We start from the raw sequence: 16900 nt of genomic DNA, 5'->3' as shown, positions 1-16900 counted from the left end.
GCCCGGTCCCGGGCGTCAGGCCGGAGGGTCGGCCGGCCGGGCCGGGAGGCGCACCTCGAACGTCGTGTCGCCCGGAACGCTCGCGACCGAGATCGTGCCGCCGTGCGCATCGACGATGGCCTTCGCGATCGACAGGCCGAGGCCCGTGCCGCCCGTCTTGCGGGCGCGGGAGCGGTCGGCGCGCGAGAAGCGCTCGAACAGCTCGTCCTTGACGGCGGGGTCGACCCCGGGGCCGTCGTCGTGCACGCGCAGCACGGCGTCGTGGCCGTCGCGCCCGACGCTGACGGTCACGGTCGTGCCCTCGGGCGTGTGCGTACGGGCGTTGGCGAGGAGGTTCGCCGCGACCTGATGCAGGCGGCCGGCGTCGCCGGCGATGACGACGGGCTCCTCACCCACCTCGAGCACCCACTCGTGATCGGGTCCGGCGGGCCGCGCGTCCGAGACGGCCTCGATCGCGAGGCGCGTGAGGTCGACGCTTCCGTAGACGAGCTCCTGGCCCTCGTCGAGGCGCGCGAGCAGCAGGAGGTCTTCGACGAGCGTCGTCATGCGCAGCGACTGCGCCTGGATGCGCTCGAGGGACTGCCCCGCCGTGTCGACCGTCATCCGCACGGAGCCCCCGCTCGTCTCCGCCTGGCGGATCGCGCGCAGCGACAGCTCGCTGTATCCGCGGATCGAGGCCAGGGGAGTGCGCAGCTCATGGCTCGCGTCGGCGACGAAGCGCCGCATCCGCTCCTCGTTGCGCTGGCGTGCGTCGAGCGAGGAGTCGATGTGGTCGAGAAGCGTGTTGAGGGCGTGGCCGACGCGGCCGATCTCGGTGCGCTCGTCGGCCTCCCCTGCAGGCACGCGCTCCTCGATGGAGACGGCGCCCTCCGACAGCGGCAGCGACGCGACGCGCGTCGCCGTGTCGGCGACGGCGCGCAGAGGCCGTAACCCGCGGCGGACGATGAGCACGATGGCGGCGGCGACGAGGAGGAGCCCCGCGGCCGTGACGATGAGGATCGCCGCGACGATCTGGGCGATGGTGCTCTGCACCTCGCTGAGAGGAAGGCCGACGACCACGCCCGAGCCCTGCAGCTGGGCCGCGAAGACGCGATACTCGCCGAGTCCGTGGATGTCGATCGAATCGAACCCCGCGCGCGTGAGCTGGCCCAGCACCTCATCGATCTGGTCGTCGCTGAGCTCGGTCACGGTGCCGTCGGACTCCACGACGGCCCCCGACGCCGCACCGTTGAAGGGCCGCACGATGAACAGCGTCCCCTGCTGTCGTACCTGGGCGAGGGTGTCGGCGGCCGTGACAGTGGCGCCGCTGCCGAAAGGGGCTTGCATCCGCTGGTACGTCTGGACCGTCAGGCTCGCGGTCTGCTGCAGCTTCGCGTCGAGGTTCACCTGCAGGATCTGCCCGAGCGACGCGCTGATCGCCACCGCGATGCCCACGAGGATGAGCGCCACGATGCCCGTGATGGTGACCATGAGCCGCGTCTGCAGGCTCCATGGTCGGCGCTTGCGCCGCGGCCGATCGACGGGGGCTGAGACGGTCACTGCGGGGCTTTGATCATGTAGCCGACGCCGCGCACGGTGTGGATGAGCGGCTCACGGCCCTGGTCGATCTTCTTGCGGAGGTACGAGATGTACAGCTCGACGACGCTCGAGCGCCCGCCGAAGTCGTAGTTCCACACGCGATCCAGGATCTGCGCCTTCGACACGACCCGGCGCTGGTTGCGCATGAGGTAGCGGAGCAGCTCGAACTCGGTCGCCGTCAGCTCGATCTCGTCGCCGGAGCGCTCGACCTCGTGGCTGTCCTCGTTGAGCGACAGGTCGCCGACGCGCAGGATGGGCTCGGCATCGCTCGCGAGCGCCGTGCCGGCCCGGCGCATGAGCCCGCGGAGGCGTGCCACGACCTCCTCCAGGCTGAACGGCTTCGTGACGTAGTCGTCGCCGCCCGCGGTGAGCCCCGCCACGCGGTCGCTCACGGCATCCTTGGCGGTGAGGAACAGCACGGGCACATCGTTTCCCGACTGGCGCAGTCGCTGCAGCACAGCCATGCCGTCGAGGTCGGGCATCATGATGTCGAGCACCATGGCGTCGGGATCGAAGTCGCGCGCCGCCTGCAGGGCCTGGAAGCCGGAGGCCGCCGTGCGGACGTCCCATCCCTCCATGCGCAGCGCCATGGAGAGCAGATCGGTGAGCATCTGCTCGTCGTCGACCACGAGCACTCGGAGCGCCGAGCCGTCGGGTCGGTGCAGAGCGGGAACGGGAGCTGTCACGGTCATGCCACCATCCTGAGCCGCCTTCCTTTGCGACTCCTATGGGGAATCCTATGCGTGGCCTGTGAAAGGGGAAGAGGATTCGGGATGCTGCGCCCCGACGCTGGGCGCTGCCGCTCATAAGACGGTCATAGCTCGCCCTGGACGCGCCCATCGACGCCCTTCCTACCGTCGTCGCTGACGGCCGGCCCTTCGCCTGCCGAGAGGAGACCCATGTACTGGACCTATCTGCGGCGGGAGCTGGCCGGCCGCAAGAAGCAGACGATCATCGTCGCGACCGGCCTCGCCATCGCGATCGCGCTCGTCATCATCGTCAACGCCCTGTCCGCCGGCGTGAGCGCCGCGCAGACGCAGGCGCTCCAATCGGTCTACGGGGTGGGCACCGACCTCACCGTGACGGGGGCCCAGTCGCAGCCCGGCGAGGGCGGGGGCCGGCAGTTCGACTTCGGCCAGGACGACGGCTCGACGACCGACGACGGCACGACGAACATCAGCCAGTCGCGGCTCATGACCGACTTCATGCGCGGCACGCTCGACTCGTCGACGGTCGACACCGTCGCCTCGGTCGACGGCGTGGCGGCGGCATCCGGAGCCCTCTCGCTCACCAACACCACGTTCAACGGCGAGCTCCCGCAGCGTCCCACCGACGGCGGCACGGGCACGACCGACGGCACGCAGCAGCAGCCTCCCTCGGGCGACCAGGGCGACCAGGGCGCGCAGGGCGGCGGCTTCGGCGGCGGCTCGTTCGACGTCGACGCGTTCACGGTGCTCGGCATCGACGCCTCCCACGCGGAGGTCGGACCGCTGTCGGCCGTCTCGGTGGTCGACGGTCGCGCGCTCTCGACCGACGACAAGGGTCAGGATGTCGCGGTCCTCGACCAGACCTACGCGACGTCGAGCGACCTCGCGGTGGGAGGCACGATCGACGTGGGGGGCACCGACATGCAGATCGTCGGCATCGTCGCCTCCACCGGCAGCACGGCCGACACCGCGGCGAACGTCTACATCCCGCTGGATGTCGCGCAGGCCCTCTCCGGGTCGGGCGACGTCGTCTCGACGGTGTACGTGCAGGCCTCGTCGGCCGAGGACATCGCGACAGTGCAGGCGGCGATCGAGAAGGAGCTGCCCGACGCCACCGTGAGCTCGCAGTCCGACCTCGCCTCGACCGTCTCGAGCTCGCTCTCCAGCGCGACCTCGCTCATCACCAACCTCGGCACGTGGCTGTCGATCCTCGTGCTCGGCGTCGCCGTCGTGCTCGCCGTGCTCTTCACGATCTCCGGCGTCTCGCGCCGCACCCGGGAGTTCGGCACCCTCAAGGCGATCGGCTGGTCGAACGGCCGCGTCGTCGGCCAGGTGGCGGGCGAGTCGGTCGTGCAGGGGCTCATCGGGGGCGCGGTGGGTCTCATCATCGGCCTCGCCGGCATCCTCGCGATCAACATCATCCAGCCCACGATCTCGTCGGCGCCCGCGGCGCAGTCGGGTCCGGGCGGCGGTCCCGGCGGCGGCCCGGGGGGCGGCGGATTCCTCCAGGCGATGTCGAACACCGCGACCGACATCGTGCTCACGGCTCCCGTGACGGTGTGGGTCGTCGTCGCCGCCGTGGGGCTCGCGACCCTCGGCGGCCTCATCGCCGGCGCCTTCGGCGGGTGGCGCGCCGCCCGGCTGAGCCCGGCCGAAGCCCTGCGATCGGTCGCGTGAGGCATCCCATGGACACGATTCCGGAACAGGCACCCACGACAGGAGACGAAGCCATGACGATCACCGACAGCTCGCCCGCCGAGCTCGCACCCCCGGCGCCCCTCGCGCCCGCCTACCGGCTCACCGGCGTGACGCGGACGTATCAGCAGAAGGGACGCATCGTGAAGGCCCTCACGGGCGTCGATCTCGAGATCGCCGCGGGCGACTTCGTGACCATTCAGGGGCCCACGGGCGGCGGCAAATCGACGCTCCTGCAGCTGCTCGGCGCCCTCGACCGGCCCTCGACGGGCTCCGTGATCCTCGGCGACACCGACATCGCGACGGCGTCGAACGCGCAGCTCGGCCGGCTGCGCGCCGAGGAGATCGGATTCGTCTTCCAGGGGTTCAATCTCATCCCGACGCTCACCGCGCACGAGAACGTCGACATGGCGCTCGAGCCGCTCGGGCTGCCCGGCTCCGAGCGCCGCGAACGAGTCACGGAGGCGCTCACGCACGTCGGCCTCGCCGACCGGGCCGATCACCGCCCCGGTGAGCTGTCCGGCGGACAGCAGCAGCGCGTCGCGATCGCGCGCGCGATCGTGAAGCGCCCGCGCGTCCTGCTGGCCGACGAGCCGACCGGCAACCTCGACGAGAGCATGCGGGACGAGATCCTCGCCGTGCTCGAGACGCTCAACGCCGAGGGACTGACCCTTCTCGTGGTGACGCACGACTCCGCCGTCGCGCGGCGCGCGCGCCGCCGCCTGCGCCTCGAGCGGGGCACGGTCCGCGACATCACCGGCGGCTGACACCACGGTCCGCGCACGGCCGGTCCCCGTCGGCCGTGCGCGGACGGTGCGACGCCCGGACTTAGGGTTGCAGCATGGCGCTCATCGAGTCGTGGGTCTACGTCGACGGGGCCCGCGTCGGCGACCCGAAGGATGCCGAGGAGGCGCTCCGCGAGGCCCGATCCCGCGGCGGGATCGCCTGGATCTCGCTCAGCCGCACCGATCCCGACGACCTCGAGCGCCTGGCGGGCATTCTGGGCCTGCATCCCCTCGCCGTGCGCGACTGCCTCAAGGGGCACCAGCGCAGCAAGCTCGAGCGCTACGACGACATGACTTTCGTCGTCCTCCAGCCCGCGCATTACTACGACGATCGCGAGACCGTCGAGTGCTCCGAGATCGACCTGTTCATCGGCCCCGATTACGTGCTCACCGTGGACAGCGACGACCGCGTCGACGACGCCGTCGTGCGCGACAAGCTCGCCGAGCACCACCCCCAGGTGCTCGCCCGCGGGCCGTTCGGCGTCCTGTGGGGCATGGTCGAGCACGTGCTCTACGGCTACGGACCCGTGCTCGACGGCGTCGAGAACGACATCGACGAGATCGAGGACCAGCTCTTCTCGCACGGCGAGGGCGTCTCGCGCCGCATCTTCAAGCTGCAGCGCGAGGTCATCGACCTCCAGCATGCGACGGCGCCGCTTCCGGACATGCTCGAGCGGGTGCGCGACATCCTCGCGGAGACGGTTCAGGATGCCTCGGCCCCCGTGTTCCGCGAGCTCGAGGACAGCGCGCGCCACGTCACCGACCGCGTCGACGCCTTCCGCCACACGCTCGAGTCGGCACTCGGCGTGCATGCGACGCTCGTCGAGCAGGCCAACAACGACGCCATGCGTCGCATGACCGAGCACAGCATCACGCAGAACGACCAGGTGAAGAAGGTCTCGTCGTGGGCCGCGATCCTCTTCGCGCCGACGCTCGTCGGGACGATCTACGGCATGAACTTCCACTACATGCCGGAGCTCTCCTGGCCGTGGGGCTACCCGATGGCGCTGTGTCTCATGGTCGCGACGAGCGCGACGCTGTACCTGATCTTCAAGCGCCGCGGCTGGCTGTGACCGCCCGCTCCGCCTGTGCCGCAGCTCCTGTTCCCGCCGGCGCAGAATGGTCGACCGAGAGGAGCGCCTACGTCGGCAGAACGTCCTGTCCCGGTGTCGGAGGACAGCGGTAGCGTCCTGGCTATGGATATCGCACCCCTGCGCACTTCCGTCTCCGGAGCGGTTCTCGCCGCCGAGGACCAGGGCTGGGACGCCGCTCGCGCCTCGCATGCCGGCACCGGGCGTCCCGACGTCATCGTCCGCGTCTCGAACCTCGACGACGTCAGCGAGGCCGTGCGCTTCGCGGCGGCATCCCGTCGGCCCGCCGTCGTGCGCGGCGGCGGGCACAGCGCGTGGTCCACGCTCGACGACGGCGTGCTCATCGACCTCTCCGCGCTCGACTCCGTCGAGGTCGTCGGCGATCCCGAGGGCGGCGCGCTCGTCCGGATCGGCGGGGGAGCGCGCTGGGGTGACGTCGCCCAGGTCCTCAGCGAGCACGGCGTCGGCATCAGCTCGGGCGACACGGCGTCCGTCGGGGTCGGCGGACTCACGCTCGGCGGGGGCATCGGCTGGATGGTGCGGGCCTGGGGGCTCGCCGCCGATCAGCTCGTCGGCGCGCAGCTCGTCACGGCCGAGGGCGAGGTCGTCGAGGTGACGGAGGCCTCGCATCCCGAACTGCTGTGGGCGCTTCGCGGCGGAGGCGGCAACTTCGGCGTCGTGACGCGGTTCGACTTCCGCGCGCACGACCTCGCGGCGGTCGTCTGGGCCGAGCTGGGGGTGTCGGGGGATGCGCGCCCCATCCTCGCGGCGCTTCGCGATGTGCTCGCCACTGCCCCGCGCGAGCTGACCGCCTCATACATGGACGTGCCCGCGATGGACCCGAGCGCGCCGGCGGGTGCGACGATCTCGGCGTGCTGGGCGGGCGACGACGAGGGCGCGCTGCGCGCCGCGCTCGCACCGCTGCTCGATCTCGACGGCGTGAGCGAGAGGGAGATCGGCGTCCGCGCGTATCCCGACATCCTGCTCGACGCGCCGATGCCGGATCCCGATCAGCCGCTTCCCGGCTTCATCGGCGGCAACACGCTCGTCAGAAAGCTCGACGACGACCTGATCGACCGATTCGCGTCCTTCCGCGAGAGCACGCCCGCCTCCGTCATCTTCTTCCGCTCGCTCGGCGGTGCCTTCGGCGACGTCGAGCAGGACGCGACGCCGTTCCCGGCACGGGATGCGACCTGGTTCGCGATGGCCGGCGCGTTCGACATCCCCGGCCTCGTCGACGACGCCGAACGCGGCCGGCTCGAGGGCGCATGGGCCGCGATCGAGGAACGCGGTCAGGGCGTGTACGGCAACTTCTCGACCACGACCGATCCCGACTTCGCCCACCGTATGTATCCGGCGACGACGATGGCCCGCCTCGCCGCGGTGAAGGCGACGTGGGATCCGCGCAATCTCTTCGCACGCAACCACAACGTGATTCCCGCCTGACGGCCACATGACGACGAAAGCCCGAGCCGGTGCGGCTCGGGCTTTCGTGTGGACGCGGTGCGTCAGTGCGTGTCTTCGGCCTCGATCTCGGTGCGGTCGCCCGACCACAGGGTGTGGAAGGTGCCCGGCTTGTCGATGCGCTTGTAGGTGTGCGCACCGAAGAAGTCGCGCTGGCCCTGGATGAGGGCCGCCGGCAGGCGCTCGGCGCGCAGGCCGTCGTAGTACGCGAGCGACGACGAGAAGGCCGGGGCGGGGATGCCGGCTGTCGCGGCTGCCGTGACGATACGGCGCCACGCGGCCTGGGCGCGCTGCAGCGCCTCGACGAAGTACGGGGCGGTGAGCAGCACGGGCAGCTCGGGCTCGGCGTCGTACGCGTCGGCGATGCGGTTGAGGAACTGGGCGCGGATGATGCATCCGGCGCGCCAGATCTTCGAGATCGCGCCGAGGTCGATGGTCCAGTCGTACTCGGCGGCGCCGGCGCGGATCTCGTCGAAGCCCTGCGAGTAGGCGACGATCTTCGACGCGAACAGGGCGAGGCGGACATCCTCGATGAACGCGTCGGCGTCGTCGGCCTCGAGGTGCACGTCGGGGCCGGGGAGGCCGAGCGACACGGCGCGCTGCTCGGGATGGCTCGACAGCGACCGGGCGAAGGTCGCCTCGGCGATGCCCGACACGGGGACGCCCAGGTCGAGGGCCGTCTGCACCGTCCAGGCCCCGGTGCCCTTGGCGCCGGCCTGGTCGACGATGACGTCGACGAGCGGGTTGCCCGTCTCGGCGTCGATCTGCCGGAGCACCTCGGCGGTGATCTCGATGAGGTACGACTCGAGCTCGCCCGTGTTCCATTCGGCGAAGACGTCGGCGATCTCGGCGGGGGTCTTGCCGGTGCCGCGGCGGATGAGGTCGTACGCCTCCGCGATGAGCTGCATGTCGGCGTACTCGATGCCGTTGTGCACCATCTTGACGAAGTGGCCGGCGCCGTCGTGGCCGACGTGCGTGACGCAGGGCTCGCCCTCGGCGACGGCGGCGATCGAGCGCAGGATGGGGCCGAGCGTGACCCACGACTCGTCGGGTCCGCCGGGCATGAGCGACGGGCCGTTGAGCGCGCCCTCCTCGCCACCGGAGACGCCCATGCCGACGAAGTTCACGCCGGTCTCGCGGACGGCCTTCTCGCGGCGGATCGTGTCGCTGAACAGCGCGTTGCCGCCGTCGACGATGATGTCGCCGGGCTCGAAGACCTCGAGGAGCGAGTCGATGACGGCGTCGGTGGGGCGGCCGGCCTTGACCATGATCACGGCCGTGCGGGGCTTCGTGAGTCGGGCGGCGAACTCGTCGTACGAGAACGCGGGGACGAACTCCGCCTCGGGGTGCTCGGCCACCAGCTCGTCGGTCTTGGAACGGCTGCGGTTGAACACCGCGACCGTGTTGCCCTCGCGGCTGGCGAGGTTGCGGGCCAGGTTGGAGCCCATGACGGCAAGCCCGACGACGCCGATGTTCGCGGTCGCCGCGTGTGCGGCATCCGGTCCCTCGGGAGTGGGGGCAGGACGACGCACGTCCTCGGGAGCGGGTGCCCCCTCGTGGACGGTGGCCGCCTCGTCGGGGGCCTGGTCACGATCTGTGCAGATCTGGGTCTGGACGGCGGGCTCGGTATTCGAAGGTGTCTCAGACACACGTGCTCCTTGAATCGATCGCGCAGGGGTTGACATCAAGCCTAGAGTTTGCCGCACCGGTGTTACGCCCGGTGGGCGTGATTCTCACCGGGGGACGAGTGGTGTTGTGATCGGCCGTCACGCCGGGCGCTCGGAGATGAAGCGCCGGACGACGGCGATGTCGCGGTCGCCGAGGCCGGCAGCGACCAGCTCCTCGAACGCCGAGCGCACGGCGGGCAGCATGACGGCGGCCGTCGCCGTGTCGTCGGCGACGTCGGTCGCGAAGCCCAGGTCCTTGATCATGTAGCGGGCGGCCCCGCTGGGGGAGTCGTCCCCCGTCACGAGCCGCTCCTTGCGGCTCGTGAGCAGGTTCGACCCCGCGTACCCGTCGCCGAGGAGGTCCCAGAGTGCGCGCGGGTCTATCCCCGACCTCTCGGCGAGCACGGTCGCTTCGCCGAGCGCGAGGATCGTGGATGCCACGATCAGCTGATTGCACGCCTTCGCGACCTCGCCGGCACCGAGGGGACCGAGGCGGACGGGGTTGCCGCACGGGGCGAGGAGTGCGGCTGCGCGATCGGTGTCGACCGGGTCTCCGCCCAGCATGATCGACAGCGTCCCCGCCGAGGCGCCGTCCGTGCCGCCGGACACAGGGCTGTCGACGACCCTCACCCGGCCATCGGTGCGGCGGCCGACCTTCTCGGCGAGCGTGCGGACGCCGAGCGGTGAGGAAGTCGAGCCGATCATGAGCAGCAGCTCGCGGTCGCCGGCGAGGAGGCCGTCGGGCCCGTCGAGCTGTGCCTCGAGCTCCGGCAGATCGGGGAGCATGACCAGCACGGCATCGACCCGGCGTGCCAGGTCGGCCGGGGTCGGCGCCCACGTGGCGCCGGCGTCGACGAGCGCTGCGTGCCGACGGCGCGAGTGCACCACGAGCCGCCCGTGCTCCGCGAGAAGCCGACGCGCCATGGGCTCTCCCATCGCGCCGAGCCCCAGCACGCCGATCGAATCTCCGCTCATCGTGGCTTCTCCCTCGAAGTCGTCCCGGAGCGAGCCGGGGGTTGTCGATCCATGTTCAGTATATAGGACGCTGTACAGGATAATGAACTTCCGCTACACTAAGAACCGGCCCGCCCCGCGGAGCCCGAGGAAGGGATCCGGATGACCGACTCATTGCAGACCGCCGTCGCGACGCTCCGCGTCGTGGCTGCCGTCCCGCTTCGCGAGGAGCTGTGCGAGCTCATCGAGCAGCTCGAACCGCGCGTCGAGGTGATCCGCGACCAGAGCCTGATGCGTCCCATGCGCGGCGCGGCCGACTGGTCTGGTGACCCGGACTTCGAGCGCACGCCCGCGCAGCAGGCCGCATTCGACGACCTCGTCGACTCCGCGGACGCCCTGTTCGGCATCCCGGATGTGGACCCGTCCGCGCTGGCGCGCACGGTCGCCGCCAACCCGCGACTCAGATGGGTCATGACAACTGCTGCCGGGGGCGGAAGCCAGATCAAGGCGGCAGGCCTCGACCGGGAGGCGCTCGACCGCATCGTGTTCACCACGAGCGCCGGTGTGCACGGCGGTCCGCTCGCGGAGTTCGCGGTGTTCGGCGTGCTTGCGGGCGCAAAAGGGCTCCCTCGCCTTCGCGAAGATCAGCGCCTGCGGACATGGCCCGATCGATGGGAGATGCGTCAGCTCGATGAGATGACGGTCCTCGTCGTGGGTCTGGGCGGGATCGGGGCGGAGTGCGCCCGCCGGTTCCGCGCGCTCGGCGCGCGCGTGTGGGGAACGAGTCGCTCGGGTGCTCACGTCGACGCTGTCGATCGCATGATCCCGCTCGCGGAGCTCGCCTCGGCCGTCGCGAACGTCGATGCGATCGTCGTCACCCTGCCGGGCACCGACCAGACGTACCACCTCATCGACGAGACGCTGCTGTCGGCGGTCACGCCTGGCACGATCCTGGCCAGTGTCGGGCGCGGCACGGTGATCGACGAGACGGCGCTCCTCGCGGCTCTCGACGACGGGCGCATCTCGTTCGCGGCGCTCGACGTCTTCGAGACCGAGCCCCTCCCGCACGCGTCTCGGCTCTGGTCGCATCCGAGCGTGCTCGTGAGCCCCCACACCGCCGCCCTCAGCAGCAGGGAGGAGGAGCGCATCGCCCGCCGGTTCGCCGAGAGCGCGACACGGCTCATGGATGGGCTTCCTCTGCGGAGCACGGTCGATACGGTCGAGTTCTACTGACCCGCGCGGGCTCCGCGCGGACGAGCGGAGGGATCCGGCATGGCCGACGAACAGGACGATCGACTGAGCCGCGACCCGGCGCCCGCGGTCACGCGGAGCATCCGGCTGCTCGATCTGCTCGCCCAGTCGAGGTCGCCTCTCACGCTCACCGAGCTCGCGACGGCGCTGGGGATCGCCAAGTCCTCGACGGCGAACCTCTGCCTCGCCCTCGAGGCCTCGGCCATGGTGGAGCGCGTCGCGGCGGGCTACCGGCTGGGTCGTCGCACTGCTGAGCTCGGCGGTGCCTTCGCCGCGCAGTTCCAACAGGTGCGCGAGTTCTACGACGTCTGCGACGCATCACCGGTCCTGCGGCACGAGCTCGTCCAGGTCGCGATGCTCGACGGGGTGCACGCGCTGTACCTCGCGCGCCACGAGGGAAGCGCCGGCGTCCGCCTGGGCACACCGCTCGGCTCGAGGCTGCCGGCGGCACTCTCAGCGACGGGTCGAGCCCTTCTGATGGTGCACGACGATGACTGGGTCGCCGAGCGGCTCTCGGATCACGTGCCCTTCCCCAAGCTCACCGACCGGTCGCCCACAGACCTGGGCGGGCTCCTCGAGCGGCTTGCTCAGGCCCGCGCACGCGGCTGGGCGCTGGACGAGGAGGAGTCGTACCCCGGCATCGTGGGCCTTGCCGTGCCGCTGGACGCGTGGGCGCCGGGGGATCCGCAGCTCGCCCTCGGCGTGGGGATGTCGGCGGCCGAGGCGGACGGTGCTCGTGTCGAACGGGTTGCGGCGGCGCTCGCCGACGTCGCTGCGTCGCTGACGAATCCCTTCAGTGCTGCCGCGCGAAAGAAGAACTAGTCGTTCAACATATTGAACTCTGTTCATCAGGTTGGTATGGTGGTGTACATCGCCGCTTGGCGAGCCGATCGAAGGAGATGGCATGAGCACCACGAAGCCCACCCTGGCGCCGACGCCGACGGACGACCCCGAGTACGCCGCCAACCTGCGTCGCGCGACGCTCGCATCGAGCGTCGGCAGCGCCCTCGAGTACTTCGACTTCGCCCTCTACGGGCTGTCGACGGCTCTGATCTTCAACGTGCTCTTCTTCCCGCAGGACGATCCGGCGATGGCGACCGTCGCGGCGTTCGCCACGTACGGCGTCGGATTCCTCGCGAGGCCCTTCGGGGGGCTCTTCTTCGGCACCCTGGGCGACCGCCTCGGCCGCAAGTGGGTGCTCGTCATCACGATCCTGCTCATGGGAGGGGCCTCGACTGCGATCGGCCTGCTTCCCACCTACGAGACGATCGGCATCCTGGCACCGATCTTCCTCGTCGTGCTCCGCCTGCTACAGGGATTCGGCGCGGGTGCAGAGCAGGCGGGCGCCACGGTGCTGATGGCGGAATACGCCCCCGTGCGCCGTCGCGGCTTCTTCTCCGCGCTGCCGTTCGTCGGCATCCAGGCCGGCACGCTCCTGGCCGCCATCGTCTTCAGCCTCATCACGCTGCTTCCCGAGGACCAGCTGCTCACCTGGGGCTGGCGCATCCCGTTCCTCGCGTCGTTCCTCCTGATCCTCGTCGCGCTGTTCATCCGCATGCGCCTCAGGGAGACGCCGACGTTCGTCGAGCTCGAGAAGCATGAGCAGATCGCGGAGCACCCGATCCGCGAGATCTTCACCCGGGGACTTCCCGGCGTGATCGTGGGCATCGGACTGCGCATGGCCGAGAACGGCGGGTCGTACCTCTTCAACACCCTCGCACTCACCTTCTTCGTGTCGATGGTGGGCGCCGACGCCGACCGAAGCCTCCTGACGTGGGGCGTGACTCTCGGCTCGCTCATCGGAGTCTTCTCCGTTCCGCTCACGGGGGCGCTGTCCGACCGGTTCGGCCGCCGCACGGTCTACCGTTTCGGCGCGGCGTTCCTCCTCGTGTACTCGTTCCCGGCATGGTGGCTGCTGTCGCTCGGCAACTACGTCCTCGCGATCGCGGTGGTCGCCGTCGGCATCGGGGTCGGTGTGAACTCGATGCTCGGACCCCAGTGCGCGATGCTCCCCGAGCTGTTCGGAAACCGCCACCGCTACCTCGGGGTGGCGATGGCGCGGGAGCTCTCGGCCGTGGTCGCGGGGGGTCTCGCGGGCGTCCTCGGCGCCTACCTCATCGCCGTCAGCAACGGCAACTGGCTGCTCCTCGCGATCTACATGGCGACGCTCGCCCTCATCACGACTGCCTCCACGTTCCTCGTTCCCGAAACTCTCCGCCGCGACCTGACTCGAATCGACGACGCGGTGAAGGTGTCGCGCGACGAGGTCGGCGACGACGTGAGCGCCACCACCGTGACGATCCGCACCGTCCAATGGTGACCGGCACCGCGGCGTTCGGCCTCGACGGCCGGATCGCCCTCATCACGGGGTCGAGCCAGGGCATCGGACGGACGCTGGCCGAGGGGCTCGCCGAGGCGGGCGCCACGGTGATCGTGCACGGCCGGGATGCGGGCAAGGCGGCGCGCGCGGCCGGGGAGATCTCGTCGGCGGTCGGGAGTCCCGTCTTCAGCGCGGCGTTCGACGTCACAGATCCGCTGGCGGTGGATGCCGGCATCCAGGCCCTCCAGGACGAGCACGGCGTTGCCGACATCCTCGTGAACAATGCGGGCATCCAGCGCCGTGGACCCATCACCGATTTCCGCGACGAGGATTGGGCCGATCTGGTGGACACCAATCTGTCCAGCGTGTTCTACGTCTCCCGCCGGGTGGCGCGCGGCATGGTGGCGCGGGGATCGGGCAAGCTCATCCAGATCGGCAGCGTGCAATCGCAGCTCGCCCGTCCCGGCATCGCGCCGTACTCCGCCACGAAGGGAGCGATCGCGATGTTCACGAAGGGGCTCTGCGCCGATCTCGCACCGCATGGGATCCAGGCCAATGCGATCGCACCGGGGTACTTCGAGACGGAGCTCACGCAGCCGCTCGTCGCCGACGAGCGGTTCTCCGAGTGGGTGCGCGGCCGCACGCCCGCCGGACGCTGGGGACGCACTCGAGACCTCGTGGGTGCGCTGGTCTTCCTCGCGAGCTCCGCGAGCGACTTCGTCAACGGCCAGACGCTCTATGTCGACGGCGGCATGACGGCGGTGGTCTGATGCGCATCGGGCGCGCCCTGATCGGCGATCGGGTTCACCATGTGCGTGCGACCCCGGACGGGTGGACCGTGATCGAGGATCCCTACGCGGCCTTCGCCGACGGCCGCGAGCCCGCCGACCTCGGCGGCGACGGGGAGGGCCGGCTCCTCGCACCGAGCGCCCCCGCCGTCGTGATCGGGATCGCCCAGAACGGACCGGCGCACGCCTCGCCCGTGCAGGCGTGGCTCAAGAGCCCGCGCGGCGTCGTGGCCGACGGGGAGACGGTCGCGCTTCGGCGCGACGCGGGCAGGACGGTCGCCGAGGGCGAGATCGCCGTCGTCATCGGGCGCTCGACGGAGGGCCTGACGGCCGACAACGCGCACGAGTACGTCCTGGGCCTCACGGCGGTGAACGACCTCTCCAGTCCCGACCGCTCGCAGTTCGATCCTCGCAACTTCGAGTCGAAGTCCGGCATCGGCTACACGCCCCTCGGGCCGTGGATCGACACCGAGGCCGACCTCGGCTCCGTCCCGCTCGTCCTGCGGGTGGACGGGGTCGACGTCGCGCGGACGGATGCTGCGGCCCTTCCTGTGCCCATCCGCGAGTGCCTCGCGTACGTCGCCCGCTGGACACCGCTCGGTGCCGGCGACGTCATCATGACGGGCGCGCCGTTCACCGCCTCGCCCATCGATCCGGGCGCGACCGTCGAAGTGCGGGTCGGCGACGTCGTGCTCGTGACCCCGACCGCCTGACCGGAGAGCGCCATGAACAATCCCGGCATCATCGTGTACGCCGCCGGCGACGTCCGCGTCGTCGATCTGCCCGAACCCGAACCCGCGCAGGACGAGGCTGTCGTCGAGATCGCCTACGGCGGAGTCTGCGGCTCCGACCTGCACTACTGGCGGCACGGCGCCGCCGGGCTCTCCGTGCTGCGCGAGCCGATGCTTCTCGGCCATGAAGTGTCGGGAACCGTCGTCGTCGGTGCCTCCGACGGCACGGGTCCGAGGGCCGGCACCCGGGTCGCAGTCCACCCGCTCAGCCCGCACGGCGACGGTCTCACGCCGTGGCCGTCGGACCGGCCGAACCTCGCGCCGGCGTCGACCTACCTCGGATCGGCGATGCACCTGCCCCACACGCAGGGCGCCTTCGCCAGGCGCGTCGCGCTTCCCGCGCGGATGCTGCACGCCGTTCCGGATGGATTGGATCTCGCACGGGCGGCACTCGCGGAGCCGGCCGCGGTGGCGTGGCACGGTCTCGCCCGGGCCGGGGACGTGCGCGGCAAGCGGGTCGTCGTGGTCGGGGCGGGCCCGATCGGCCTCCTCGTGGTCGCGGCGGCGCGGCATCACGGCGCGGCGGAGGTCGTCGCCACCGATCTGGAGCCGGCGCCGCGCCGCATCGCAGAGGGCCTCGGTGCGCGCAGCCTCGACGCCCGCGATGCCGATGCGATCGGCGCCCTGCACGCGGACGTCGTCGTGGAGTCCAGCGGAACCGTCCCCGGTCTCTCCGCCGCGATCGGAGCCTGCGGTCGCGGCGGCACTGTCGTGCTGCTCGGACTCCAGCGTCACGGCGACGTCGCTGCCCCTCTCGCCACCGCCATCACGCGGGAGCTGAACCTGGTCGGATCGTTCCGGTTCGGCGACGAGTTCGACGATGTGATCGCGGCCCTGGCGGACGGCACCCTCGAGGTGGACGGCATCGTGACCCATGTCGTGGCCGTCGACGAGGCGCTCGAAGGGTTGCAGACGGCGGGCGATCCCTCGGCGTCGTCGAAGGTGCTGATCTCGTTCGAACCCGGTGTCAGCGCATGACCGGTCGTGTCGTGGTGATGGGTCCGAGCGGGTCGGGCAAGTCGCTCGTCGGCGCCGCGCTGGCCGAACGGGTCGGCGCGGCCTTCGTCGACGCGGACGACCTGCATCCCGAGGTCAACCTCGTGAAGATGGCGCGAGGCATTCCGCTCGACGACGCGGACCGTATGCCGTGGCTCGACGCGGTCGCGCGGGCTCTCGACGCGGCCGACGCGGGTCTCGTCGTGGCCTGCTCGGCGCTCGCGCGCCGCTACCGCGACCGCATCCGGGCCGGCGCGCCGGGGATCGCCTTCGTCGAGCTGCTCGTGGATCCGCGGGAGCTGTCCCGCCGGATGGACTCGCGCGACCACTTCATGCCGACACAGCTGCTCGGCTCGCAGCTCACGACGTGGGAACACCTCGAACCCGATGAAGTCGGCCTCGCGGTCCGCAATGATCGCTCCGTGCTCGACGTCGTCGAGGAGGCGCTGAGCGGATTGGAGAGGCGTCAGTCCTTGCGGTAGGACTGGCGGCCCATCGTCCAGAAGCCGAGGACCGTTCCGACGAGGCCCGCGGCGGCGATGAGGCCGATGACCCAGAGCACGACGTGCGAGGCGAAGCCGTAGTCCATGGGAACCTCCAGGAAGTCGTCGGCGGCGGAATCTTCATCGTAGCGGGGCGGCGACCGGGGATGCGGCGCCGTCGGTGCCGCGAAGAGGCGCCTGGTAGACTGGGACGCGAACTTCGGCGAGGGATGCCTCGCGCCGGCCCGATGGGTCGGTGGCGGCATCCGTGATCGACGCGGTGATCAAGGCTCACGGCTTTCCTCACGCGCACGCGTTCGAGTCGAATCCA

General features: G+C 70.8%; 16 protein-coding genes. 11 read left to right on the top strand and 5 right to left on the bottom strand.

Features of this window, described 5'->3' with window-relative positions; translation table 11 throughout:
* Positions 1-15: 15 nt before the first annotated feature.
* Together AAIB33_RS09135 and AAIB33_RS09130 are read right to left on the bottom strand one after the other, a co-directional pair.
* Positions 16-1539: a HAMP domain-containing sensor histidine kinase gene (locus tag AAIB33_RS09135; RefSeq protein ID WP_345803222.1), complete on the bottom strand. Its 1524-nt coding sequence runs from the start codon at positions 1537-1539 to the stop codon at positions 16-18.
* A complete protein-coding gene (locus AAIB33_RS09130; RefSeq protein ID WP_345803221.1) occupies positions 1536-2270 on the bottom strand; it encodes a response regulator transcription factor in 735 nt (244 codons plus the stop codon). Before AAIB33_RS09130 ends, AAIB33_RS09135 begins: the two co-directional genes overlap by 4 nt.
* A 207-nt stretch (positions 2271-2477) precedes the next feature.
* On the opposite strand from AAIB33_RS09130, the gene AAIB33_RS09125 reads away from it, so the two are divergent.
* The 4 genes from AAIB33_RS09125 to AAIB33_RS09110 all read left to right on the top strand — a co-directional run bounded on the left by AAIB33_RS09125 (position 2478) and on the right by AAIB33_RS09110 (position 7302).
* Complete coding sequence (locus AAIB33_RS09125; protein WP_345803220.1) at positions 2478-3962, top strand: ABC transporter permease; 1485 nt, start codon at positions 2478-2480, stop codon at positions 3960-3962.
* Positions 3963-4015: 53 nt separating this feature from the next.
* Positions 4016-4747, top strand: a complete 732-nt coding sequence (locus AAIB33_RS09120; protein WP_345803219.1) for an ABC transporter ATP-binding protein — start codon at positions 4016-4018, stop codon at positions 4745-4747.
* 74 nt (positions 4748-4821) lie between these two features.
* Positions 4822-5838, top strand: a complete 1017-nt coding sequence (locus AAIB33_RS09115; protein WP_345803218.1) for a magnesium and cobalt transport protein CorA — start codon at positions 4822-4824, stop codon at positions 5836-5838.
* 123 nt (positions 5839-5961) lie between these two features.
* Positions 5962-7302 (top strand): FAD-binding oxidoreductase, encoded by a 1341-nt coding sequence (locus AAIB33_RS09110; protein WP_345803217.1) that lies wholly within the window; start codon positions 5962-5964, stop codon positions 7300-7302.
* A 62-nt stretch (positions 7303-7364) separates the two neighbouring features.
* On the opposite strand, the gene gndA is transcribed toward AAIB33_RS09110, so the two are convergent.
* Complete coding sequence (gene gndA, locus AAIB33_RS09105) at positions 7365-8852, bottom strand: NADP-dependent phosphogluconate dehydrogenase (RefSeq protein ID WP_345803413.1); 1488 nt, start codon at positions 8850-8852, stop codon at positions 7365-7367.
* A 234-nt stretch (positions 8853-9086) separates the two neighbouring features.
* On the bottom strand, positions 9087-9962 hold the full coding sequence (locus AAIB33_RS09100) for an NAD(P)-dependent oxidoreductase (protein ID WP_345803216.1): 876 nt from the start codon (positions 9960-9962) through the stop codon (positions 9087-9089).
* Positions 9963-10103: 141 nt separating this feature from the next.
* On the opposite strand from AAIB33_RS09100, the gene AAIB33_RS09095 reads away from it, so the two are divergent.
* From AAIB33_RS09095 to AAIB33_RS09065, 7 genes are all read left to right on the top strand, one after another.
* A complete protein-coding gene (locus tag AAIB33_RS09095) occupies positions 10104-11174 on the top strand; it encodes a D-2-hydroxyacid dehydrogenase (protein ID WP_345803215.1) in 1071 nt (356 codons plus the stop codon).
* Positions 11175-11213: 39 nt separating this feature from the next.
* A complete protein-coding gene (locus AAIB33_RS09090) occupies positions 11214-12014 on the top strand; it encodes an IclR family transcriptional regulator (protein WP_345803214.1) in 801 nt (266 codons plus the stop codon).
* Between the two features lie 82 nt (positions 12015-12096).
* Positions 12097-13512, top strand: a complete 1416-nt coding sequence (locus AAIB33_RS09085; RefSeq protein ID WP_345803213.1) for an MFS transporter — start codon at positions 12097-12099, stop codon at positions 13510-13512.
* The gene (locus tag AAIB33_RS09080) at positions 13509-14282 is read left to right on the top strand and encodes an SDR family oxidoreductase (RefSeq protein WP_345803212.1); all 774 of its coding nucleotides are present in this window, start codon (positions 13509-13511) and stop codon (positions 14280-14282) included. Before AAIB33_RS09085 ends, AAIB33_RS09080 begins: the two co-directional genes overlap by 4 nt.
* 68 nt (positions 14283-14350) lie before the next feature.
* Complete coding sequence (locus tag AAIB33_RS09075; RefSeq protein ID WP_345803211.1) at positions 14351-15013, top strand: fumarylacetoacetate hydrolase family protein; 663 nt, start codon at positions 14351-14353, stop codon at positions 15011-15013.
* A gap of 12 nt (positions 15014-15025) precedes the next feature.
* Positions 15026-16069, top strand: a complete 1044-nt coding sequence (locus AAIB33_RS09070) for a zinc-binding dehydrogenase (protein WP_345803210.1) — start codon at positions 15026-15028, stop codon at positions 16067-16069.
* On the top strand, positions 16066-16569 hold the full coding sequence (locus AAIB33_RS09065; protein ID WP_345803209.1) for a gluconokinase: 504 nt from the start codon (positions 16066-16068) through the stop codon (positions 16567-16569). The genes AAIB33_RS09070 and AAIB33_RS09065 overlap by 4 nt, the downstream gene beginning before the upstream one ends.
* Here AAIB33_RS09065 and AAIB33_RS09060 read toward each other — a convergent pair.
* Positions 16554-16676, bottom strand: coding sequence for a hypothetical protein (locus AAIB33_RS09060; RefSeq protein ID WP_345803208.1), 123 nt, complete (start codon positions 16674-16676; stop codon positions 16554-16556). The two genes, AAIB33_RS09065 and AAIB33_RS09060, sit on opposite strands and share 16 nt — an antisense overlap.
* Positions 16677-16900 lie beyond the last annotated feature (224 nt).

This window comes from Microbacterium sp. AZCO (genome assembly GCF_039614715.1).
Taxonomy (GTDB): domain Bacteria; phylum Actinomycetota; class Actinomycetes; order Actinomycetales; family Microbacteriaceae; genus Microbacterium.
This window is presented reverse-complemented; position numbering and strand designations above follow the sequence as displayed.